Source organism: Bartonella sp. P0282 (assembly GCF_048452985.1).
GTDB lineage: Bacteria > Pseudomonadota > Alphaproteobacteria > Rhizobiales > Rhizobiaceae > Bartonella > Bartonella choladocola.
Map to the genome: position 1 here is coordinate 390,364 of NZ_WTFO01000002.1, position 23,437 is coordinate 413,800.

A 23,437-nucleotide genomic window follows, 5' to 3' on the forward strand; every position below is an offset into this window, starting at 1 on the left:
AGAGTCAAAGTCTCAAAGTCTCAAAGTCTCAAAGTCTCAAAGTCTCAAAGTCTCAAAGTCTCAAAGTCTCAAAGTCTCAAAGTCTCAAAGCCTCAAAGCCTCAAAGCCTCAAAGTTCTGTCATCCTGAGCAGCGAAACGCTGACCTCGTCGTTCCAGCCAAACCGCTGCAATGAAGAAATGCTGCGCCGACGATTGGAAAATATGTTATTAGTATGGTAAAACAATCTCTTATTATCGTTTTTTAATAATCCGGTTCATACGTCATGAATTCGATAACCGGAAAATCTGCTATAGCGAATCGGATTCCTGTGTCTGCAAGATAAATAAAAAGGCTCCAGAATGTCGACCATCATGGAGCCTGTTTTTTAATTCCTATTATCCGGATTGGGGATAAACGAAAACCGGATTAAAGAGTGAAATCAATCGATTCACAAATTAAACCATCAACCGGCATGTGAATCTGCAATCGGTTTTTGAAATGCATATCCCATATCCCACGGGAAATAGATCCAGGTGTCTTGGCTGACTTCTGTAACGAATGTGTCTATTAAAGCCCGCCCTTTCGGCTTTGCATACACTGTTGCGAAATGTGCTTTCGGAATCATACTGCGAACGATTTGAGCAGTTTTTCCGGTATCGGTGAGATCATCTACAACCAGAACGCCTTCACCATCATTCACTCTGACATTGTCGCTAATCCCTTTAAGAATTTCCATTTCCGACTGGTGGCGATAATCGTGATAAGAGGCAATACACACGGTTTCGATAAGCCGGATACCCAATTCACGACAAATAATTGCAGCGGGAACCAGTCCTCCGCGTGTGATAGCGACCATCGAACGCCATTCTTTTTTCTGGTCTGCAATGCGCCAAGCCAAAGCGCGGGCATCCCTGTGAAATTGATCCCAGCTTACGGGAAAAGCTTTATCCGGAAGCGACATACCAAGCTCCTAAAATTCTAAAAAACGATTTTGCCTTGTAATCCCATTTAATCCCCCATTTCAAGCGTAACGGCGTCATCTTTTATGACGAATCGGTATAAGGCGCCGCATTCCACTTGTTCATAGTTCTGATGGAAATCCTTTCCACATAACGATTCGCGATCGACCCGACAGCTATTTTCTATGTTACAAAGACATGGACATAATATCGAAGCCGAAAAGGCAGAATACCGGGAGACCGGCAATTTTTATATCTGGCGAAACATTTAAGAGACAAATGAATAAGCAATCATTTTGTTCCACCCAAAGAATGTGAGGCTTTCATTTATCTTTTTTGTAAAGCAGAACACATTTTTTAAAATGCTGTTTGAGAGGAATTGCAAGCAATAATAGCCGAACGCCGGTATTTTGCCCTGATAACGCCGATGGGATTGCCAAAACTAAAGATTTTTTCAAAACGAAAAAAATTTTTTGCTAAAAGGTGTTGACCTGAAGCGATCTCGCCCGTATGTTCCGCCCACTTTCATCAGGTAATCACCTTCATGAAAGAGCGCGTAGCTCAGCCGGTAGAGCAACTGACTTTTAATCAGTAGGTCCAGGGTTCGAATCCCTGCGCGCTCACCACTTTCCCAACAACAAACTCCTCCTGTTATTGTCGCGTTCCGCATTGTCTGCGATTAAAGTTGTCGGCAGTCAAAGCTTCAGTGTGCCTACCTGATTTTTAATGGTTACTGACAAGACCGTTTCATTTCTTACGACAATCTGCTCGGCTTACGACAATCCGCTTTTTCCAGAGCCATTATTTCCGGTGGCTCTCGTCAATCATGAAGGCGGTCAAATGATACCAACGTCGACTGACGATTGAGCCGCGTTAACGATGTTTTAATAAACAAGGCGAACTTGCGTATACGCTTCTTAAACAATTATTAAAGATGTGTTAATCGGACAACAGAAAACGTTTCCGCCAAGGCGGCGAAGTCAAAAACGGGTGTTGTTCATTCAAAATAACATCTTCCGATTTTGCTTCGTCACCGGTGGCATAACAGGACGGTGTAATTGATGTTGTCAGAAGCTAGAAAGAACGCACAGAAAAAAGGCGTTGTATTTGTTCGCGGAATTGTTGTTTCAATATCTACAATGATGCTTGCGGCTTGTGCCAATCATGCAAAAGATATAGCGGCTACAGCACCAACGAAGACCGGAAGCGAACAAGTCAAAGCCTATTCGGTTATACCTGCGACAAAGCCGGCAATTGCCCGTTTCAAGAAAACTGCAGAACGAGAGAACGGAATCCATAACAAGATCAAGGAAATAGGGGAGGTTGCCTATCTTTCTCCATCCGAAAGGGCCTATAAAAAGGTCGGGCGTGCTTCCTGGTATGGTGCGGCGTTCAATGGCCGTTTGACGGCAAATGGTGAAATTTACGATATGCACAATCTCACCGCTGCCCATCCGACAATGCCTTTACCAAGCTATGCGCGGGTAACAAATTTGGAAAATGGAGCTTCTCTCATTGTCCGTGTCAATGATAGAGGACCTTTCGCGGCCGATCGGGTGATTGATTTGTCAAAACAGGCTGCAACGATGCTTGATTATAAAGATGACGGTTTGGCAGATGTGAAAGTGGAATATGTCGGAAGGGCGCCGATTGAAGGAAATGATAATGAATTTCTGATGGCTTCCTATAAGCCTGGCAATATTACACCGGATACATTGCTTGCAATGGCGGGCGTAAATTTGAATTCACCGGTTGCCGACAGTGCTACACAGGCGATGGAAGGCTTTGCGCCTTTATCCGTTCAAAGCACGTACAGGCCGGAAATTATGCGTGTAACTTATCCGGAATTGCCAGAAATAGGTCCTCTTCCGGCATTCAAACCGGATAATTCGCAACTGTTGGCATTTGCTGATGAAACCTCGACCAATTCACGACAGGAGGTTTTCAACAGTGTTCTGAATTCCGCAGGCAATGATAAGCCTTCAGGAAATATCATGCCTTCCAAAACCGGCGCTTCGGCAAAAACGGCAAAGCCGGTTATGAAAGGCGAGATGAACGACCCGACCCATAAAACGATTGATGATGAGAATGTCGGGAACCCTGCAAAGTCTATGAGTGATGTGGCCGAAAATAGTGGCAAAAAAGCTGATCGGGCATTGGAACTTGCATGGGCGACAGGTGTGAGCGAAGCTTTCAGCATCGGTAGTGAACATTAGATACTTGAGTGAACCGTTGGTTTGTGCTGAAAACAAACCACGGAGACGATTTATGCGCGCAGTCATCATCTATTTGTTTGGATCCTTTTTGTTTGGTTCTATAGCAACGCAGTCATTTGCTCAAAATTTCCAGATTACTGCCACGCAAGCGATTATGGTTGATGGCGAGACCGGCTCGATATTATACCAGAAAAGTCCCCGAACCAGATTTGAACCGGCTTCCCTTGCGAAATTGATGACGGCCGAAGTTGTGTTTCATTTGCTTGAAAGTGGAGCATTACGTGAGGACCAACTTTTCCACATCAGCGTCAATGCCTGGCGAACAGGGGGAGCACCGTCGCGTACAAATACAATGTTTGCGCCGGTTAATAGTGACATAAGTGTGCTTGATCTTTTGCGCGGTATGATTATCGTCAACGGCAATGACGCAGCAATTGCTTTAGCCGAAGGCATTTCGGGAAGTGAAGAAAAATTTGCTGATTTGATGAATGAACGCGCCAAAGAATTGGGGCTTAATTCGAGTCATTTTGTCAATGCAACGGGCTTGCCGGAAAATGGGCAATATACAAATGTGAGTGATGTTATCCGCTTGTCACGTCATATTGCGCATAGTTATCCAAAATATTTCAAGATTTATTCGGAACCGGAAATAAGTTGGAGCAAAATTACCCAACGTAACAAAAATCCGCTTTTTGCTTTGAATATCGGAGCCGAAGGGTTTGCGAATGCGTTCAGCGAAAGTTCCGGATTTTCGACCTCTGCCGTTATTCAAAACAATAATCGACAACTGTTTCTGGTTTTGAATGGTATTAAAAAAGAAAAAGACAGACCGGCGGAAGCAGCAAAGCTCTTCAACTGGGGAATGACTGCATTTGAATTCAAGCAGGTTTTTCCGAAAGATGTCATTGTCGGATATGCACATGTATTCGGAGGTAAAAAACCGCTGGTACCGCTGTTAGTCAAGGAGCCTGTCGATATTCTGATGAATGTCGAGAAGAAGTCTGTTATATCTGCAAAAATTATCTATCATGGTCCGTTGGATGCTCCTGTAAAAGCCGACGTGGAAGTTGGAAAACTGCAAATATTGGCTGATAAAACCGTTTTATTGGAAAAGCCGGTCTTTACCGCTGATGAAGTCGCCGAGACAGGACTTGTCGGAAAAGCCAAAGATGCTTTATATGAACTGACATTAGGTTGGTTAAGAAAATATCTTTAATCGTTGTTTATGAAATCGGGATGTTATTGTGAGTGGTTATTTTTTCACATTCGAGGGCGGGGAGGGTGCTGGAAAATCCACTCAAATCAATATAGTGGGAGAATTTCTTAAACAAAAAGGTTATGAAGTTGTTGTCACTCGCGAACCCGGTGGTACGACGGGCAGCGAGGCGATAAGGTATGTTCTCCTTTCAGGGAATGCTCAAAAGATGGGAAGGTGTTTTGAAGCTGTGCTTTTTGCTGCAGCGCGCATCGACCATATTAATGAAGTGATTGCACCGGCCTTGAAACAGGGAAAAATCGTATTGTGCGACCGTTTTATTGATTCGACCCGCGTATATCAGGGTGATGAAAAGGACAATAATCGCTGTAAGCTTGAGCTGCTCGAAAAAACAGCCATTGTCGGTTATATGCCGGATATTACATTCATATTGGATTTACCGGCGAAAATCGGAATGGCAAGAGCGGATAAACGTCGGGAAAAAACGGTAACAGTCGACCGGTTTGAAAAAGACGATCTGGCAGTTCAGGAAGCGCGTAGGCAAGCATTTCTTGAAATAGCAGCAGCTGAACCGGAACGTTGTCGTGTTATTAACGCAAACCGTAATATTGACGAAATTGCCAAGGACATCGAACAAATTACTTTAAATTTTCTGAAAAGGAAAAATGATGCAGGAAATTGAGACGCCGCGCCAATATGATGATATTGATGGCGTTATCCGTCCTGCACAAAATACCTGTATTTTTGGTCATGAGGATGTCATCTCGTCAATTACCCGAATGCTTGAAGACGGACGCCTGCACCATGCACTATTGTTCGAGGGGCCACTTGGTATCGGGAAAGCAACGCTGGCCTATCATCTGGCCTGGAATATTCTGGTATCGTCTTCGGGCGAGTTCAAGTCACCTGATGAAACATCACCGGTCTGGCGCCAAATTGCACAAGGCAGCCATCCTTCAGTTACCCATATATCAAGGCGATTCGATAATAAAACCGAACGCTTCAATACGGGTATAACCATTGACGATATTAGAGAAATCAACCGTTTTCTGGCACAGACTTCCTATAATGGAGGCTGGCGCATTGTCATCATTGACACAGCCGATGACATGAACAGAGCAGCCGCCAACGGTATTTTAAAAACTCTTGAAGAGCCGCCTCAGAAAACGCTTTTTATTTTGGTCTCACATTCTTCGGGGCGTTTATTGCCCACAATTCGCTCACGTTGTCATCTCGTCAAATTTCGCCCGCTCGATTATGATAATATGCAAAAAGCGCTTCATCACGTGTTGGCAAATCAATTGCCGAAACCGGCGGAATTGGATGCAATTATCAGCGAGTCCGAAGGGAGTGTGCGCAAAGCGGCTTTATTGGTTTGTTATGGCGGGATGGAAATTATCCGTGTACAAAGAGAAATCTTGAATCAACCCGTTTTTGATGTCGTCAAAGCGCAGACAATTGCACAAGCTTTGTCCGGTCGCGACGCTATCATACAGTTTCACCAATTTTGTGATAATCTTCTTAATATCGTATCAGGAAAGGCGATGCGAGCAGCAATTGACGGGCGTTCTGCTTTGAGCAATCGCTACGCTGAAGCTTGGAAAAATATTGCTGAAGAGGTTGCGCAAACGGAAGCATTTAACCTCGATAAAAAACAATTTGTGATTAATGTTCTTTATAAACTTCATAAATTGATTGCGGAAAATACCTGAATAGTTGGTTTTTCCGTGACAACTGCTTCAACTACCGCTATGTCAGGTTGAAAGCTGATATTGATATAGTTGGGTATCCTATGCGTGAAAAATATTATATAACGACACCGATTTTTTATCCGAATGGTAATCCCCATATCGGCCATGCCTATAACGCTATCGCAACAGATGCGATGGCACGTTTCCAGCGGGCCAATGGTAAAGATGTTTTTTTTCTCTCCGGCACCGATGAACATGGATTGAAAATGCAGCAGACTGCCGAAAAACAGGGGTTAACGCCACTGGAATTGGCCGACATTAACAGTGCTGTTTTTCAAAAAATGTTGAAGACGCTGAATGTGTCGAATGATGACTTTATTCGCACCACTGAAAAACGCCATTACGAGGCCTGTCAGGCGATCTGGAAAATGATGGAAGACAATGGCGACATTTATCTTGATCGCTATTCCGGCTGGTATTCTGTGCGTCAGGAAGCTTACTATGACGAGAGCGATACTGAAGTAGGGGAAGATGGAATCCGGCGGGAAAAAGAAGTCGGTTCGCCAGTGGAATGGAATGAAGAAGAAAGCTATTTTTTCCGCCTTTCCAAATATGAAGACAGATTATTGGATTTTTATGAAAAAAATCCCGACTTCATCGGGCCTAACGAACGTCGCAACGAGATCATTAGCTTTGTGAAATCAGGCCTGAAAGACCTTTCAATATCGCGTACGACATTCGATTGGGGGATACCTGTTCCGGGCAATCCCAAACACGTCATGTATGTTTGGGTCGATGCATTGACCAACTATCTGACTGCCACCGGTTTTCCGAAGAAAAATACACCGAGATCGGATTTTTGGCCGGCAAATGTCCATGTCATCGGAAAGGATATTATCCGGTTCCATGCAATTTATTGGCCTGCATTTTTGATGTCTGCCGGTATCGCCTTGCCCAAACGCGTTTTTGCACACGGTTTTTTGTTGAACCGCGGTGAAAAAATGTCGAAGTCGGTAGGAAATGTTATTGATCCGTTCAAAATGGTCGAACATTACGGCCTCGATCAGGTGCGCTATTTCTTTCTGCGAGAAGTTCCATTCGGGCAGGACGGAAGCTATAGCCACGATGCAATCGTCAATCGGACAAATGCGGATCTTGCCAATGATCTCGGTAATCTCGCGCAACGCTCGCTTTCAATGATTATGAAAAATTGCGGCGGTCTCGTACCGAAGCCGGGCAAGTATCTCGATCAGGATAACGAGCTTTTGGAAAAATGCCGCAATGCGCTTCAAACTGCTCGTGAAACCATGGATAGACAGGCTCCCCATTTGGCATTATCGGCTATTTTTTCAGTAATTTCGGACGCAAACCGTTATTTCGCGACAGAAGAACCTTGGGCGCTGAAGAAGACAGATCCGGAGCGGTTTTCGACTGTTCTATATGTGACTGTTGAAGTGTTGAGGCGCGTTGGCATTATGCTTTGCCCCTTTATCCCGCAATCAGCGGCAAAATTGCTTGATTTGCTGGCAATCGATCAAAATGAACGTATGCTGGATGATATTGTCAATAAAAAGATCATGCCTGACACAAAATTGCCTACGCCTGAACCGGTTTTCCCTCGTTATATTCCTACGGAAGATGAAGACTGAGCATGCTTGTCGATACACATTGTCATCTGGATTTCGAGACTTTCAGCAATGAACTGGACGCGGTCGTCGAGCGCGCCCATCAAGCCGATGTCAAACGTATGGTGACTATTTCCACACTTGTTCGCGATATGGAGAAGTTGCTCGATATTACCCGACGGTTCGATGACGTTTATTGTTCGGTTGGAACCCACCCCAGTTCCTCGCATGAAGAGAATGACACAACTGCCGAAAAACTTCTACAATATGCAAAGAATCCGAAAGTTGTTGCGATAGGCGAGGTGGGGCTCGATTATCATTATGATGACGCGACTCCTCAGGAACAAAAACGTAATTTTCATGAACATATTGTCGCGGCTCGCGAAAGCGGTTTGCCACTGGTTATCCATACGCGCGATGCCGATATTGATACGAGCGATATTCTCGTCGAAGAAATGAAAAAAGGAAAGTTTTCTTTCATTCTTCATAGTTTTTCATCGGGCGAAGAGTTGGCAAAGACAGCTCTCGAAATTGGCGGATATATTTCGTTTTCCGGCATATTAACGTTCAAAAGTGCCGAAAATGTAAGAAATATTGCAAAAACGGTGCCCGTTGATCGCGTTCTGGTCGAGACAGATTCACCCTATCTTGCACCTGTTCCGTTCAGGGGCAAGACAAATGAACCTTCCTTTGTCAAACAGACTGCGTTAGTATTGGCAGAAGTCCTTGGCGTTCCATTTGAAAAGGTGGCCAAGCATACAACGGAAAATGCATTTCGTGTTTTCTCGAAGATGAAATAGGACAGGATTTATGCAAGATCGCTACAAGTTTACAATACTTGGTTGCGGCTCCTCGCCGGGTGTTCCCCGCGCTAACGGTGATTGGGGGGCTTGCAACCCCGATAATCCGAAAAACTATCGGTATCGCGCTTCAATATTGATTGAACGTATCAATGGCAATGGCGAACGAACAACAATCGTCGTTGATACCGGTCCGGATTTCCGATCGCAAATGATCGAGCAGGGGGTTCGTGAAATAACGTCTGTTGTTTATACCCATCCCCATGCCGATCACATCCACGGCATTGATGATTTAAGAACCTATGCAATAAGTCAACATAGGTTGATGGATATTTATGCAGACGATGAAACATTTCAAAGGTTGAACGAAGCTTTCGGTTATTGTTTCAAGACGCCTGAAGGTTCAAATTATCCGCCGATATTGAATCGGAAAAAAATCACACCTTATGAAAAATTCACAATAGACGGGAAGGGTGGGTCAATCACCTTAATGCCGGTTTTGCAAATTCATGGGGATATTCATTCCCTCGGTTTCCGGCTGGATAATGTGGCTTATTGTACCGATGTGAACGAATTTCCGACGAAAACACCTCCATATCTGGAAAACCTTGACGTTCTTATTATCGGCGCACTGCAATATCGCCCCCATCCGAGCCATTTTTCTGTCGATCAGGCAGTTGAATGGGGCAAAAAGCTCAATGCGAAACGGGTTATTCTGACACATATGCATATTCCTCTGGATTATGATGAAGTGATGAAATACACCCCGGACAACGTCGAACCGGCCTATCATGGTCTGACATTTGAAGTCGACGCAAAATAAAAGTACATTTGAAGATAAATGGTTGGCGAGGTTCCGGCTCTCTGCGCGAGTCCCTTGCCAACGGTTTTAAAAATTGATTGTCAATTGATTTACCGTCAGTCCTGCGAAATCATTCCGGTCAGAAACCGGAAAAGACAATTTTTTTATCAAACCGGTTCCGGATAATATCGATTTTATAAATAATTTTTATTGAAAATAATTGTCTATTGAAACAATCTTGTAATATTGAATTCGACATTATTTTTATATATAAAATGACATAAATTTCCAATTGAACGTCGTTTTAAATGGAAAGATTTATTTTTGAATGAAATTATAAATAATAGAGAATTTATAAAATAAATAAAATTCGTTTTCTCTATCATATTTATTATTCTCATCATTTAATTGATTGCTTAAAATAATTGATGAAAAGTTCACCCGATTTTTCTGCAAAGGTCGGCTGGGGTATATCGGGATGATGCAAAATCCCTTATTTTTTTGAGATTGCAAACTTGATTATTTTTATATAGTTTAAGCCCTAAAATTAAATCGAGGGTGCTATGAAACTGGATTTGCAGAATGTAAAAGCCGGATATGGCAAGTTGACGATCTTGCATGATATTTCCGTCAATTTCGTTCCCGGCGAGGTGACCGCCCTTATCGGACAAAATGGTTGCGGCAAATCCACCCTTCTCAAAACAATTATGGGGTTTCTCGATTTGCAAAGAGGCTCTATCACATTGGACGGTCGGGATATTCGGTCTTTTCATCGCAAAAAACTTGCCCAGCTCGTTTCTTATCTTCCTCAAGAGAGCTATTGTCCCGATTATTTGACATTAGGGCAACTTATCGAACTTTCATCTTATGCCAGAAATTCTCTATTTTCAGGACCTTCTGACGAAGATCGTCAATATTTTCATGAGGTTCTTGAAATTGTAGGGCTCGGAGACAAAGCACATTTGCCTGTTAATTCACTCTCTGGCGGGCAAAAACAAAGAGCCTGGCTTGCTTTGGTTCTCGCACAAAAGACCGATATGATTTTGCTTGATGAACCGGTTAACCATCTCGATGTCAAATATCAATATGCCATTTTGAAACTCGTTCGTGACTTGAGTTGCGAACTCAAAAAAACAATCATTGTTGTTCTGCACGACATCAATCTGGCTACCTATTTTGCCGATTATGTTGTTATGCTGAAAGCAGGTAAAATTCACGCTCACGGGCGAACGCAGGAAGTCGTAACCGAGACGAATTTGCAGCAGGTCTTCGGCATTCCGGCAGAATTATTTATCCATAACGGGCATATTATTTGCCAGCCTTATCCCGATTCAGCCCAATCCGTTCATCATATGGAAGAATAAGATGTATTTTTCCAAATTCTGGTTGAGCTGCATCATCATATTTCTTGTTGTTTTCTATCTCAGCATCGCGTGGGGCGGAACTTTTTCATCTCCTTCCGAAGTTTTTCGCGTTCTGATTTCGAGAAAGCCGGAAAGCTATGAACAGGCATCCATTCTTTATCAACGCTTTCCACGCGCAATGATTGCGATTTATGCCGGTCTCATCATGGCTAGCTCCGGACTGGTATTTCAAGGGCTCATACGCAATCCCCTTGCTTCTGCGTCATCACTCGGTGTCAACGCCGGTGCGACACTTTTTGTCGTCGGAAGTGCTCTGATATTCGAGGCGAATTTAGCAGAGCAGGGGAGCGCTGCGCTACTTGGCGGACTTTTTGGTTTTCTGCTTTGTACCACTATTGCAAGGATCGCGGGTGTCAGCGAAAAAACAACCGGACTTATGCTCATTTTATCAGGTTCGCTCACAACTATGCTGCTCATCGGTTTAAGCAATGCACTTCTGCTTTCTTATGCAGATAGAAGGAGCGAATTTCTTTCCTGGATAGCCGGTAATATCAACCATGCCTATATTGATCGCCTTTACGAATTCTGGTGGATTGGTCTGATCGCACTGTTTTTTGTTTTTCTACTATCGAAGCCGCTTACGCTTATTCTTCTTGGTAACGAGAAAGCCTCCTCTATGGGGGTAAGAACGGTAGCAATTTCACGTTTTGCAATGGCATGTGCGATTGTTGCATCTTGTTCGGCAACGGCTGTGTGTGGACCAATCAGTTTCATAGGTCTTATCGTTCCCCATATGGTCAAATCGCTTGTTGGGCAGGATTTCCGGCTGACATTACCGGCATCGGCATTGATAGGTGCTATATTATGCCTGTTGGCAAGCAGTGTTTCGCAAAATGCGTTTCAGCCTTATGTCGTCAATACCGGCATTATTCTGGATTTATTCGGTGGCATAGTTTTCATCCTTTTGATTCGGAAATTCTATGTTTCTCCCCAAAACAGGAGAGATATATGATGATGTCACGCACGCTTGACGGGCGGTTATCAATCCGCTTTTTTAACGGTAAAGAGCTTATCCTACGCAATCTCGTTACCGGATTGTTTCTCATAATTTCGATATTCATTCTCTTTCTCATATCGTTGAACCTTGGTACGATTGACACTGGCCTTCATGACTTCTGGAGGTTGATGAGAGGAGAGGAGATCGAACAGCAATCCTATTTTGCACTATGGGATGTGAGATTGCCACGTTTGGCATTGGCTTTCCTGATTGGTTGGTGTGTCGCTGTGTCAGGCGCTATACTACAACCGATTGCGCGCAATCCTTTGGCAGATCCCGGATTGTTCGGCATCAGCCATGGATCGCTGACAACGACCATTTTGTTACTGGCTTTTGTCCCCGCAGCCTCGCGCGTACTAATCGCATTTGCTTCACTGGCCGGAGGTTTGGGAACAGCAATACTGCTGATTGTTCTGGTCGGTAACCGTCATGCGGGAGGTTTGGTCATTCTGTTAATGGGAATTGCCGTTGCCACAGTCTTGGCATCGGTCAACTCTTTTCTTATTCTCTACCTGCCTACCGAAGCTTCTTATAATGCATCAAGCTGGATGGCGGGGTCGCTTTTTCAGGCAAACTGGCTGAGTGTTACGGCATTTATCCCCTTATTCCTGTTCAGCCTAGTTGCAATGCTGATAGCCGGTCATTCGCTTAACCGTTATGATTTGGGAAATGAATTGGCGTTGGCGCTCGGCGAACCGGTTATTGTTTCTCGTCCATTGTTACTTCTATTCGCGGTGCTCTTGAGTGCCGCTTCGGTGACAATTGTTGGCCCACTTGCTTTTCTCGGTATTCTTGCCCCCCAACTTGCCCAATTTTTGACAGGGGCAAATGGCAGCGGCCGACTTTATCTTTCTGGCCTTGTCGGCGCCAATCTTATCATCGGCGCCGATATTATTTCCAAAAACGCAACCACGATTTCAATGCCTCTGGGGCTAACGACCACCATTCTGGGCGTTCCGTTATTCATCGTGGTTTTGCGACTTAGAACTCTCCGGCAATATTTTCACAAATAGGGAAATATCTCATGCGTATCTTATCCTTTTTTATTTTCATGCTTGCTCTTCCATTGACAATACTTTGCAACACGGAGGCGCGGGAAGTTGTTGATACGATGGGGCGAACCGTCGATATTCCCGACAAGCCGGATAGGGTGGTGGTGATGAGCGAGCCGGCCATCGGTGTTCCGATGATTGAACTGGGCGTTAATCCCATCGGTAGTTTTGGTCGTGCTGATGATGGTACTTATCAAGTCGGTGCGGACTTCATTGATATTCTGTTCGGACCCGACCAGAAGAAACCCCAAGGCATAGGAAATAATCGTCAAGTTGATCTTGAAAAGCTTTACGCGATGAAGCCTGATCTTATTATCGGCACCGAGTTCGACGTTGACAAGCTCAAGCAGCTATCTTCGGTTGCTCCGGTCTATATGCAGCATTACACAACCGGACATCTGGACAATTTTGCGATCGAAGAAAATCTTGCGAAACTCTTCGGTAAGGAAAATGCTTTTCAAGCATTGAAAACCGATTACCAGCAAGATGTTGAAGAAACCAAAAAACAATTGCCGGAAAGTCTGGAAAACAAAACCTATCTACCCGTTATCATTATGGATCAGATCAATATTGTGGGTGAAGGAATCGGCGTTTCCCAGCCACTTAATGATCTCGGCATGAAACCGTTCGAGGTATCGAAAGATAAAACGCATTCGGATGGTTCTCCCAAAATTGTGCTGCCAATCAGCGCCGAAGCATTCGGCTCGCTCGATCCGGATATTCTCGTCGTTATCATTAATTGGGGAGCACCTGATAAAAGTGCTGAAGCCACACGCGAAGCTTTGAACAAACTGGTTCCGGGATGGGAAAATTATATGAAGCCGGCACGTGAAGGACGTGTCATTTATCTCGATGGATCGAAAGTTTTCACCCCCAGCTTCAAGAGTGCGCACTACACTTTAAGCGAGGTTAGAAACTGGGCAAAAACCAAATAGGGATAATTTATTTCACTATATAAAATTAATGTTGACTTAGTTTATATCATGAGTAATAAAGTCATATTTTCTTTGTTTGCCTAAAAAGGTTCCATCCGATGTCAAAAGTGTTATCGAAAACTAGGTTTCTTCTATCGTCAGCCCATTACCAACTTTTTTGCGGGGTTATACTGGTATCGTCTGCAATTCCCTGTGCTTTCGCTGAGGATGGCAATGAACAAAAACAAGATCAGTCCAACACAACTGTATTGCAAAAGGTCGTCATCAGCGGTGAAAAATCACTCCGCTCGCTTCAGCATACTGCCAGTTCGGTCAGTGTGCTTAGCAGCGAAACAGTTGCCGAAAGACCGGCGGTGACAACGCTGACAGATCTTTTAAAGGGTACACCGAACGTACTTTATACGAACGACAGCGATGCGCCGATTATCCGCGGTGTCGACGCCAAAGGCCCATTGGTTAAAGGCAATGCTTATCTGGCCAATCCTATACCTCGCGCCACGATCAGCGTTGACGGCCGCTATCTGAGTGCGGGCGAATTCGGAATTGGTGCAGCGCCAATTTGGGATGTCGAATCCGTCGAAGTATTCCGCGGCCCGCAGACCACAACACAAGGGGCAAACGCGATCGCCGGTGCCATTGTCATCAAGACGAAAGATCCGACATTTACGCCTGAAGCGGAAATACAAACTCTCTATGGCACCAGACAACAAAAACGTGGCTCTCTTATGGCATCAGGGCCGATTACCAAAGAACTTGCCGGACGTATCGCCCTTGATTATAGCGGCCGTGATACTTTCATAAAATATACCAATCCCTACTTTCTGGATTCGGAAATGGATAACGACCCTCGGAATGTCAACGGTCGTGTAAAATTGCTTTGGCAGCCTTCCGAAATACCGGGATTGGAAGGTAAGCTCACCTATTCACACATGGATTCACGGCGTCCGGCTTTCGAGATTGCCTCACACCCTTATGACCAACTTCATGATACACGTAATAGCACAGACAACATCCAGACAAAAACCGATGTCGGTGTTTTCGACGTGAAATATGATCTTGGAAACACGGTTATTCTTTTTAACGAGTTGCAATATTCCAACGGCACTTACGATTATAATTTCGGGCGATCCTTCAATGGTACCGCATCAAGAGATTATGACAATATATCGAACGAATTCCGTGTCAACTTTGGTGATGAAACAACGACTCTAAGCGGCCTTGGCGGCGTTTTTTATTCAAAAAGCAACAACGACAACCATATGTTACATGATTTTGCGTCGACTGACTTTACCGTCGATCAGGATAGTGTCGGTGTCTTCAGCGAGTTGACATACCGTTTTGCTGAAAAATGGGCTCTGACAGGTGGTCTACGGTATCAATATGACGGCATCCGACATGACGGTGTTGCAAGCTATGTTCCCGGTGTTCGCCATATTTATGACGAAAGTTTTGACGCTGTACTGCCGAAGATCTCGCTGTCCTATGATATTCGTGACGATATAACCGTCGGTGTTATGGCATCTCGCGGCTACCTTCCGGGTGGTACAGGTTTGAACTTCTCAGGCAAACGTTATTATAATTTCGACGCTGAAAAAGCCTGGAACTATGAAATTTTCTCCCGTATCACAGTGCTTGATAGCAAGCTTTCGTTTACGCCGAATATTTTCTACACGCGTTATACGGACTCGCAGCGTTCGGTTACCGATTATATGAACGGCAAACAATTCGGTTCCATCATTGTTAATGCCGATGAAGCAAAAACATATGGTGCAGAATTGGGGGCAGATTATCAGCTTCTCGATAACCTCCTATTGCGTGGTGGACTTGGGCTTCTCCACACAGACACCAGTGAATTCGGTGACACACGCGGCAATGTCTTTGACGGGAAAAAATTTGCAAAAGCTCCCGGTTACATGTTCAATGTCGGTGCCGATTGGGACATCATCGAAAATCTGCGCTTGAGCGGCGATGTCCGTTATACCGATGATTATTATTCAACGGACGATAACGATCCTGCTTTGCGCGTCGGTTCTTATGCAATTGCCAATATGCAGATTTCATATAAACCGAACGATCATATGGAGATTTTTGGCTATGCGAAGAATTTGTTTGACGAACGTGTACCAACGGAAAAAAACAGAGACCGTGTAGCCGGAATTCAGGCCTATATCACCGAACCGCGCGAATTTGGTGTCGGCCTCAAAATGAAGTTCTAATTTGAATCTGATTGGCCAGAACCAATCAAAAGCCAAGAAAGCCATACAGAACGCGAATTGTTGTATGGCTTTCTTGTTTTTATCCGGATTATCCGCCACTTCGTTAGAAGCTGAAAGTTGAATAGGGGGGAATAAAATATAAAACGGGGAGGAGGTGCGCATTGATGCCGGAACGCTCGAAAAAATCACAAACAATCGGCTAAAGTTATCATTCTGAAACTCAATCGGTATTTCCGGTTTATCAACTGTTTTGCTTGTCATAATAGAGATGATTTGCTTGTCACAATAGATAAAAGACTAATACCGCGTTCGATTTAACTTTTCCGCAAAAAGACAGCAAAATCTATTTCGCGCCATATGTTGGCCACCTTGTCACATAATAAATAAGCTGTATCAGTAAAGACAGAACGCTTTGTTGTACCGTTCAATTATCCGTGATACATTTCTCGCTCATTCATAACAAACTCAGAAAATTGCTATAATGACCCAATCGCCCAAAAAGCTCCCACGGGGGCGACCACCTACAATCAGTCGTGACAGGATAGTGGAGGCCGCTATTGAAATTGGCATCCCCAAGATCACCTTTGTGGGTGTCGCTGAAAAGTTGGGTGTAAGCCATATGGCGCTCTACAATCATGTTGACGGTCTCGAAGCTTTAAAGACCTTGGTTGCCGAAACAATTTTCTTGAAGTGGGAATTGCCTCATTGGACGCCCGAAATTGCGTTGCGCGACTATCTTGTAAAGCTCGCTTCGTCTATGTGGAAGCTCGTAGAAACCCATCAAGGAATCACGCCCTATCTCTTGCGCAGAGATATGATTACGCCGGCAATTGAAGAGCGGATTTCACATCATCAGCAAAGACTTGCAAAAGCCTACAATCTTTCTCTGATTCAAGCGCATTGGTTGGCATTCACTATTTCCTATCACACACTTTCAGTAGCCGATAGTGTTTTGCCGGATAATAGAGATGAAGCCGATTTAACACGTTATCAGTCCGATTTGGGTATTCCGGGGATTGATGACGAATACGCTATTGGTATACAAGCGCTCATTATTGGATGTCTTTCCGTTCTTGATACGATTTCCGAGAAAGAGCAGGGAACTCACGCTTAAATTGGGAGCGTTTAAAAGCCGATATTATCTTCAAAATTCGAGCAATTCTGAAAAGCAATAAAGGCGTGAAAAAACACTACCTGTTACCGGAATTCAAAACCGGATTGATAAGATTGCAAATGTCTTAGTGTTTCATTGATTGACAGCCGATGGTTATCGGAAAATCGAACGATCGTTTATCGGGTTTAACCTTTTGATAGGCCTTAGTGCTAACAAATGTTAATGACCAAGCACCAGATGTCGTATATTAAGACGCCTTCATAATATATTGAATAAATGGCACAATTTACCTTTTGACATTGATTTTGCAATATTGTGAAAAATTTCAAAGTTTTTTCGGATGGATTTTAAAATCGACAGCTCTTCAGAAAAATTTAAAGTCGCAATTCTATCGGAAGATGTTGAATGCAATTTGAAGATGCATGGTAAAATCCGGCAAGTGAAACAAGCCCAAACGTTCACCAGCATTCGTCATTGATATTCACGTGTTATCATTGATATTCACGTGCTTAATCAAAAATTGGAAATTGAAATAGCCGCGGAATGATACCAAAACATCATCAAAACAACATTCCGAACGACAATCGAAACAGCGTTCCGAACCATGACTGAAGCACTATGCCGAACTATCGTTAAGACTTTTTTGTGAAATCGGGTTTCTGGTGCAATTTAAAAGCCGAGGGAAGAGGTTTCACCAAAACTCGAAAGATATGGAAAAGAGGCGAAAATCCGTTTTCTCGCTGATCGATAAAAATTCTATACCGGTATTTGATAGCAGGATATGTCAGTCTAACTAACATTCTAACATTCTGGCATCTTGTCATTTTATCCGTTCTATCGTTCTGTATTTGGTCATTTGGTCATTCGCTTATTCTGGCTTTTTGGCGCTTTGTCATTTGGTCATTCGGGCTTTTTGCCGCTGGAGTTTTATTCTCGAATAATTGCATAAGATATATTATGGAACTTTTTTGTATAGGAGGGGCGAGAACCGTTAAAAAACAACAATTGTGCAACTATCACGTCAAGACGCTCAATTCCTTAAATCACATAGATGCCGTTTTCAAAATGACATGGCTGCTTTCTTTTTCTATAATAACATATGGCCATTCACTCGAACAATCCACAATGCCTTCTATGCCAATATTCACCCGACAACGTATCGGCATTTCCAATGAAAACTTCGTCCTTTTCAGCTATGGAATTTTCGTCTTTGCCAGATGATGTCTCATTGCCGATTTGAAATGTCGCAGGTCAATTTATGTTAAACCTGTTTTATGAGCGTTTATTGTATTCAAATTCGTCGGTTTTCATGGCTAGCCTATAAATACGCCGTTCCGCCTTGCTCAAACAATGTCGCACAGATGGACAAATTCTGACTGCATCCCTTGCCATATTTACGGCCATATCGCTTTGCACTCGTCCATGACCTGTCAAAAACCTAAATCGACTATCGGATCAGACAAGTTTTTGAAAATAGAAAATTCATGCTCTTTAATCTTTGAAGCCCTATAGAAGACAAATGTATTTCTCATAAAAGTCACGATTTTCAGGTCGTATCGGGATGAATTTTATGTTGCAGAACTTGTTAGAAATAATTTTACGTTCTGTTAGATTGGATATTTGAACATAAAAATAAAAACACGAACATAAAACGCAAAATAACTTGTGGAACAATACTAGAACATATAGTGTACGTTCTGGTTTTGTTTCTCGTTGATTCGCATCATTGGAGAGTTTTATGTTAACACGCAAGCAGTATGAGTTGCTTCTGTTTATTCATAACCGGCTAAAAGAAACCGGTATACCCCCCTCTTACGACGAGATGAAGGATGCTTTGGATCTCGCTTCGAAATCCGGCATTCATCGGTTGATAACGGCATTGGAAGAGCGTGGATTTATACGTCGCCTTCCCAATCGTGCGCGCGCTCTTGAAGTTTTGAAGCTGCCGGAAACAATGGCACCTGCGATAAATAGCGTAAGGAAGTTTTCACCCAGTGTTATAGATGGCCAGAAAAACAAGAATATGAAGAATGTTGTTCGCAGGGAACTGTCGAGTGGCGAAAGTGGGCAGGCAGCCAATGTGAATGTTCCAGTAATGGGACGAATTGCGGCCGGTGTTCCTATTTCGGCAATCCAGAACCAGACAAATATGCTTTCTCTACCATCCGATATGGTGGGCAGCGGTGAACATTATGCGCTCGAAGTCAAGGGCGATTCTATGATTAATGCCGGAATTTTCGATGGTGATACCGTTATAATCAGACGTGGAGATACAGCAAATCCCGGTGAAATTATTGTGGCACTTGTTGATGATGAAGAAGCAACCTTGAAACGTTATCGGCGAAAAGGTGCCTCTATTGCTTTGGAGGCTGCAAATCCTGCTTATGAAACAAGGATATTCGGTCCTAATCGTATCAAAATTCAAGGCAAGCTTGTCGGCTTGATACGCCGCTATTAAGCTCACGTCATTGAATGTTTTAAACGTTTATGGTGTAAAAAAATTCAATCATAATTGTCGGATAGTGTTTTTCAACGGGAATGACGGAAGTTCTATTAGAGCTGTTTTAACGAGTTCGGGAGAGAAGCGGCGTTTGAGGTTTTTCGGGCGTGATTATCGTCCGGATATAATGAAAATGCGAATAGATGGATATGTCCTCCGGCAGGACTGGCGAAATTTTTGCAAAACAGCCTTGTATTTTTAACAAACTTGTATTTTTAACAAAATAGATTAGGTCTCATCTGATCGTTTTTAGAAATTCGTGTCTTCTACAGGAAGTGATATGTCAGCTCCTCGCGTTAGTTTTGTTTCTTTAGGATGTCCTAAGGCACTTGTCGATTCCGAACGCATCATTACAAAATTGCGCTCTGAAGGATATGAAATAGCACCCAGACATGATGGTGCGGATCTTGTTATCGTCAATACATGTGCATTCATTGACTCGGCCCGCGATGAATCGCTGGCCAATATTGGCGACGCATTAAAGAAAAACGGTAAAGTCATTGTAACCGGTTGCCTTGGTGCAGAGCCGGAAGTGGTAACAAAAACTTATCCGAATGTATTGGCTGTTACAGGTCCTCAGGCGTATGAGAGTGTTATGGAGGCTGTTCATAAAGCTGCACCGCCTGTCCATGACCCGTTTGTTGATCTTGTTCCCCCTCAGGGAATACGTTTGACGCCTCGTCACTATGCTTATTTAAAAATTTCCGAAGGCTGTTCAAATCATTGCAGCTTTTGCATTATTCCACAATTACGGGGAAATCTGGTTTCCCGACCGGCATCCGATGTGCTGCGGGAGGCGGAAAGGCTTGTGAAAGCAGGCGTCAAAGAAATACTTGTCATTTCCCAAGACACCAGTGCATACGGGCTTGATCTTAAATATAGCGAAAGTCCATGGAAAGACCGTACGGTTCGCGCACGGTTCTATGATCTCGCCAAAGAATTGGGCGATATGGGTGTTTGGGTGCGGATGCATTATGTATATCCCTACCCGCATGTCGATGATGTCATCGAATTGATGGCCGATGGAAAAATTCTGCCCTATCTTGACATACCGTTCCAACATGCGTCCCCCAACGTGTTACGCAACATGAAGCGTCCTGCGCATTTGGAAAAAATTAATCAGCGCATCGAGAAATGGCGCAAAATCTGTCCTGATCTTGCTTTAAGATCAACGTTCATTGTCGGTTTTCCGGGAGAAACCGAAGAAGATTTCAAAATGCTTCTTGATTGGATGAGTGAAGTAAAGATAGATCGGGCTGGATGTTTTAAATATGAGGCTGTTGAGGGTGCATCGGCCAATGATATGGGGCTGGAAATAGTCCCTGATGATGTCAAGAAAAGCCGTTGGGACCGTTTTATGGTTCATCAAAAATCCATTTCGGCCAATTTGCTCAAGAAGAAAGTCGGCAAACGTTTGCAAATTCTCGTAGACGAGGCCAATGGACATACAGGCATTGGACGCACGAAATATGATGCTCCGGAGGTTGATGGTGTCGTGCATTTGACTTCACGTCGTCCCATACGGACAGGAGAACTCGTCACCGCAAAGATTGAACAGTCGGATGATTATGATCTCTATGGTATGATAGTTTAGGCGGTAGGATCGCTGTTTATTTAAAGATCATTCCTTGAAGGATCGGCGATTGCGCTATAGTTTCCTATGTAAATGTAAATTTGTTTCAACTTGACGGTATCTTTAAATGCGATAAGCATGACACACAGCGATAAAGATGAACCACAATTTTTCCTTACAGCTCCGGCGCCCTGCCCGTATCTCGCCGAGCATTGGGAGAGAAAAGTATTTACCTATCTCACCGGCCAATTCGCAAAAGATAAAAATACCGTTTTGACGCAATGCGGTTTTCGACGTTCGCAAAATATTGCTTATCGCCCTGTTTGCGACGGGTGCAATGCATGCGTATCGGTGCGCATTGTTGTGGATGATTTTGTTCCCGATCGAACAATGAAACGTATTATCAAAAAAAATGCCGATCTCGTCGGTGAAGTTTGCGGGAGTGACGCAACAGAAGAGCAATATTCGCTTTTTAAAAATTATCTCGGCGTTCGTCATGCCGGCGGTGGAATGAGCGATATGACATTTCAGGATTACCGGATGATGGTTGAAGATACCGAGGTTGAAACGTCATTAATCGAATATAGAAGAAAGCTATCCGGTGACGCGAATAAGAAAAATAATTTTTCGCTTGTTGCCGCCGCTCTTACCGATAAAGTTGATGATGGTCTTTCGATGGTCTATTCTTTTTATTCACCATTTGAAAAACACGCTTCACTTGGGGTGTTTATGATCTTGGATCACATCCGCAAAGCTCGTCAATTGGGGCTTCCCTATGTTTATTTGGGATATTGGGTCAAAGGTTCACCGAAAATGGACTATAAATCCCGTTATCGACCGCAAGAACATTTGACATCCAGCGGATGGACGTTAACAAAAGAATAAGACAGAGTTTATCTGCCGAGGAAATTGATATGTTGTCTAAAGAGATGATCGAGTTGAAGGGGTGCAAGCCTCGTTTCAAGGGAAATGCACGTCTGGTCTTCGTTCATCCCGACAACCCCGACTTATTGGTGAAAGTTCTGCGCCCTGAATGGATTGCTAAAACCAGACAAGTAGCCGAATGGAAAAAGCGTTTTAAGCCGTTGGGTGCCAATTCTGTCAATATGCACGAATTCTTCGAGATTGTCCGCGTCAATCCCCATGCTGAAACCTTGCTGCCGCACATGTTTTCGGTTGTCGGGCTTCAGCAAACCGATCTCGGTTGGGGACTTGTTGTTAGAGCCGAAAAGGATGAGAACAACAACTATGCGCAACCCGTGGCTGCCTTTGCCAAGGATGTAAGCCCCATTCGCGATGCACTTGATGAATTCGAGAATTGGGTTAAACAAACCGATGTTATTTTATATGACTTGAACCCTTGGAATTTGGTTCTTGCCCATCGCAATGGCAAACAGGAAATTGTGATTATTGATGGTATATCGGAAAAGTCCGCACTGAAATTCCGAACCTATTTTCCTTCGATCAATGCGAAGAAAAATCTTAAAGTTTATGCACGTTTCCAGCGCTTTATGGAGCGAATAAAAAACGGAAAGTAATGACAGGCTTTACAGCTATCAAAGCCTTTGATAGCTGTAAAAGATACCGGTCGCAGCCCACCCGGTTTTAAAAACAAGGGATAAAATGAAAACCTATCTTATCTGTTCAGGCGGACTTGATTCCGTCACCCTAGCCTATCGTCTGGCTCACGAGAAAAGCCTTCAAGGTATCATTTCTTTCGATTACGGTCAGCGGCATAAAAAAGAACTGTTTTTTGCGAAAGAATGTGCGCGTGCTCTTGGCGCGGACTATTATCCAATTGATATTTCGGCAATCGGAAAGAATCTCTCCGGATCATCACTCACCGATAATATTGATGTTCCCGATGGTTATTATGCCGAAGATAATATGAAATCCACGGTCGTTCCCAATCGGAATGCTGTCTTTCTTTCGATCGCTTTTGCTATTGCCTCGGCTAAACATGGCGATAGCGTTGCTATTGCAGTACACGGTGGAGATCATTTTATTTACGCCGATTGCCGTGAAAATTTTATCAATGCGTTCAACGCAATGGAACAATTATCACTGGAAGGGCAATGTCAGCTCGTTGCGCCCTATGTCACGTGCGACAAGTCGGACATTGTTAAAGATGGCGTAAAATACAACGTTCCTTTTACAGAGACTTGGTCTTGCTACAAAGGAGGAGAACATCATTGTGGGCGCTGCGGAACCTGCGTTGAACGGCGGGAAGCTTTCGCATTGGCCGGAGTGGATGATCCAACAATTTATGAAGATAATGAATTCTGGATTGAAGCTGTCAAGCGTAATAAAAATAGCAAGTTGTTAAAATAGCATTC

The 23,437-nt window shown here is 43.8% G+C and carries 20 protein-coding genes and 1 tRNA gene; 20 read left to right on the forward strand and 1 reads right to left on the reverse strand.

The genetic code is table 11. The features are described from left to right. Window positions 1–444 precede the first annotated feature (444 nt). Window positions 445–942, reverse strand: a complete 498-nt coding sequence (gene gpt / locus GQS64_RS07075) for a xanthine phosphoribosyltransferase (RefSeq protein ID WP_077992167.1) — start codon at window positions 940–942, stop codon at window positions 445–447. A gap of 548 nt (window positions 943–1,490) precedes the next feature. Between gpt and GQS64_RS07080 the strand changes: the two genes are divergently transcribed. The 20 genes from GQS64_RS07080 to queC all read left to right on the forward strand — a co-directional run bounded on the left by GQS64_RS07080 (window position 1,491) and on the right by queC (window position 23,432). After that, window positions 1,491–1,566 (forward strand) — tRNA-Lys (locus GQS64_RS07080). Between the two features lie 100 nt (window positions 1,567–1,666). Further along, a complete protein-coding gene (locus tag GQS64_RS07085) occupies window positions 1,667–1,807 on the forward strand; it encodes a hypothetical protein (protein WP_198231101.1) in 141 nt (46 codons plus the stop codon). A 194-nt stretch (window positions 1,808–2,001) separates the two neighbouring features. Then, window positions 2,002–3,156 carry a septal ring lytic transglycosylase RlpA family protein gene (locus tag GQS64_RS07090; protein WP_198231102.1) on the forward strand — a complete coding sequence of 385 codons (1,155 nt, stop codon included), beginning with the start codon at window positions 2,002–2,004 and terminating at the stop codon, window positions 3,154–3,156. A gap of 52 nt (window positions 3,157–3,208) precedes the next feature. Next, the gene (locus tag GQS64_RS07095; RefSeq protein WP_198231103.1) at window positions 3,209–4,372 is read left to right on the forward strand and encodes a D-alanyl-D-alanine carboxypeptidase family protein; all 1,164 of its coding nucleotides are present in this window, start codon (window positions 3,209–3,211) and stop codon (window positions 4,370–4,372) included. A gap of 28 nt (window positions 4,373–4,400) precedes the next feature. Further along, on the forward strand, window positions 4,401–5,054 hold the full coding sequence (tmk, locus tag GQS64_RS07100; RefSeq protein ID WP_077992169.1) for a dTMP kinase: 654 nt from the start codon (window positions 4,401–4,403) through the stop codon (window positions 5,052–5,054). Beyond that, window positions 5,038–6,084 carry a DNA polymerase III subunit delta' gene (locus GQS64_RS07105; RefSeq protein WP_369805233.1) on the forward strand — a complete coding sequence of 349 codons (1,047 nt, stop codon included), beginning with the start codon at window positions 5,038–5,040 and terminating at the stop codon, window positions 6,082–6,084. Before tmk ends, GQS64_RS07105 begins: the two co-directional genes overlap by 17 nt. A gap of 80 nt (window positions 6,085–6,164) precedes the next feature. After that, window positions 6,165–7,712, forward strand: a complete 1,548-nt coding sequence (metG, locus tag GQS64_RS07110; RefSeq protein WP_198231104.1) for a methionine--tRNA ligase — start codon at window positions 6,165–6,167, stop codon at window positions 7,710–7,712. Window positions 7,713–7,714: 2 nt separating this feature from the next. Further along, complete coding sequence (locus tag GQS64_RS07115) at window positions 7,715–8,488, forward strand: TatD family hydrolase (RefSeq protein ID WP_198231105.1); 774 nt, start codon at window positions 7,715–7,717, stop codon at window positions 8,486–8,488. A gap of 10 nt (window positions 8,489–8,498) precedes the next feature. Then, window positions 8,499–9,311 (forward strand): MBL fold metallo-hydrolase, encoded by an 813-nt coding sequence (locus tag GQS64_RS07120; RefSeq protein ID WP_198231106.1) that lies wholly within the window; start codon window positions 8,499–8,501, stop codon window positions 9,309–9,311. Window positions 9,312–9,853: 542 nt separating this feature from the next. Further along, the gene (locus GQS64_RS07125) at window positions 9,854–10,654 is read left to right on the forward strand and encodes an ABC transporter ATP-binding protein (RefSeq protein WP_198231107.1); all 801 of its coding nucleotides are present in this window, start codon (window positions 9,854–9,856) and stop codon (window positions 10,652–10,654) included. A 1-nt stretch (window position 10,655) separates the two neighbouring features. Next, window positions 10,656–11,666, forward strand: coding sequence for a FecCD family ABC transporter permease (locus GQS64_RS07130; RefSeq protein ID WP_198231108.1), 1,011 nt, complete (start codon window positions 10,656–10,658; stop codon window positions 11,664–11,666). Next, complete coding sequence (locus tag GQS64_RS07135) at window positions 11,663–12,724, forward strand: FecCD family ABC transporter permease (RefSeq protein ID WP_369805235.1); 1,062 nt, start codon at window positions 11,663–11,665, stop codon at window positions 12,722–12,724. Before GQS64_RS07130 ends, GQS64_RS07135 begins: the two co-directional genes overlap by 4 nt. A gap of 11 nt (window positions 12,725–12,735) precedes the next feature. After that, window positions 12,736–13,698 carry an ABC transporter substrate-binding protein gene (locus tag GQS64_RS07140; RefSeq protein ID WP_198231109.1) on the forward strand — a complete coding sequence of 321 codons (963 nt, stop codon included), beginning with the start codon at window positions 12,736–12,738 and terminating at the stop codon, window positions 13,696–13,698. 98 nt (window positions 13,699–13,796) lie between these two features. Next, window positions 13,797–15,914, forward strand: a complete 2,118-nt coding sequence (locus tag GQS64_RS07145) for a TonB-dependent receptor (RefSeq protein ID WP_198231110.1) — start codon at window positions 13,797–13,799, stop codon at window positions 15,912–15,914. A 481-nt stretch (window positions 15,915–16,395) separates the two neighbouring features. After that, window positions 16,396–17,028, forward strand: a complete 633-nt coding sequence (locus GQS64_RS07150) for a TetR/AcrR family transcriptional regulator (RefSeq protein WP_198231111.1) — start codon at window positions 16,396–16,398, stop codon at window positions 17,026–17,028. A 1,738-nt stretch (window positions 17,029–18,766) separates the two neighbouring features. After that, window positions 18,767–19,486 carry a transcriptional repressor LexA gene (gene lexA / locus GQS64_RS07155; RefSeq protein WP_198231112.1) on the forward strand — a complete coding sequence of 240 codons (720 nt, stop codon included), beginning with the start codon at window positions 18,767–18,769 and terminating at the stop codon, window positions 19,484–19,486. Between the two features lie 322 nt (window positions 19,487–19,808). Next, window positions 19,809–21,122, forward strand: coding sequence for a 30S ribosomal protein S12 methylthiotransferase RimO (gene rimO, locus GQS64_RS07160; protein ID WP_077992188.1), 1,314 nt, complete (start codon window positions 19,809–19,811; stop codon window positions 21,120–21,122). A gap of 117 nt (window positions 21,123–21,239) precedes the next feature. After that, window positions 21,240–21,986 carry an arginyltransferase gene (locus GQS64_RS07165; RefSeq protein WP_198231113.1) on the forward strand — a complete coding sequence of 249 codons (747 nt, stop codon included), beginning with the start codon at window positions 21,240–21,242 and terminating at the stop codon, window positions 21,984–21,986. A 29-nt stretch (window positions 21,987–22,015) separates the two neighbouring features. Beyond that, entirely contained in the window at window positions 22,016–22,639 is a 624-nt protein-coding gene (locus GQS64_RS07170; protein WP_225868160.1) for a YrbL family protein, read from the forward strand. Between the two features lie 85 nt (window positions 22,640–22,724). After that, window positions 22,725–23,432, forward strand: coding sequence for a 7-cyano-7-deazaguanine synthase QueC (queC, locus tag GQS64_RS07175; RefSeq protein WP_198231114.1), 708 nt, complete (start codon window positions 22,725–22,727; stop codon window positions 23,430–23,432). Window positions 23,433–23,437 lie beyond the last annotated feature (5 nt).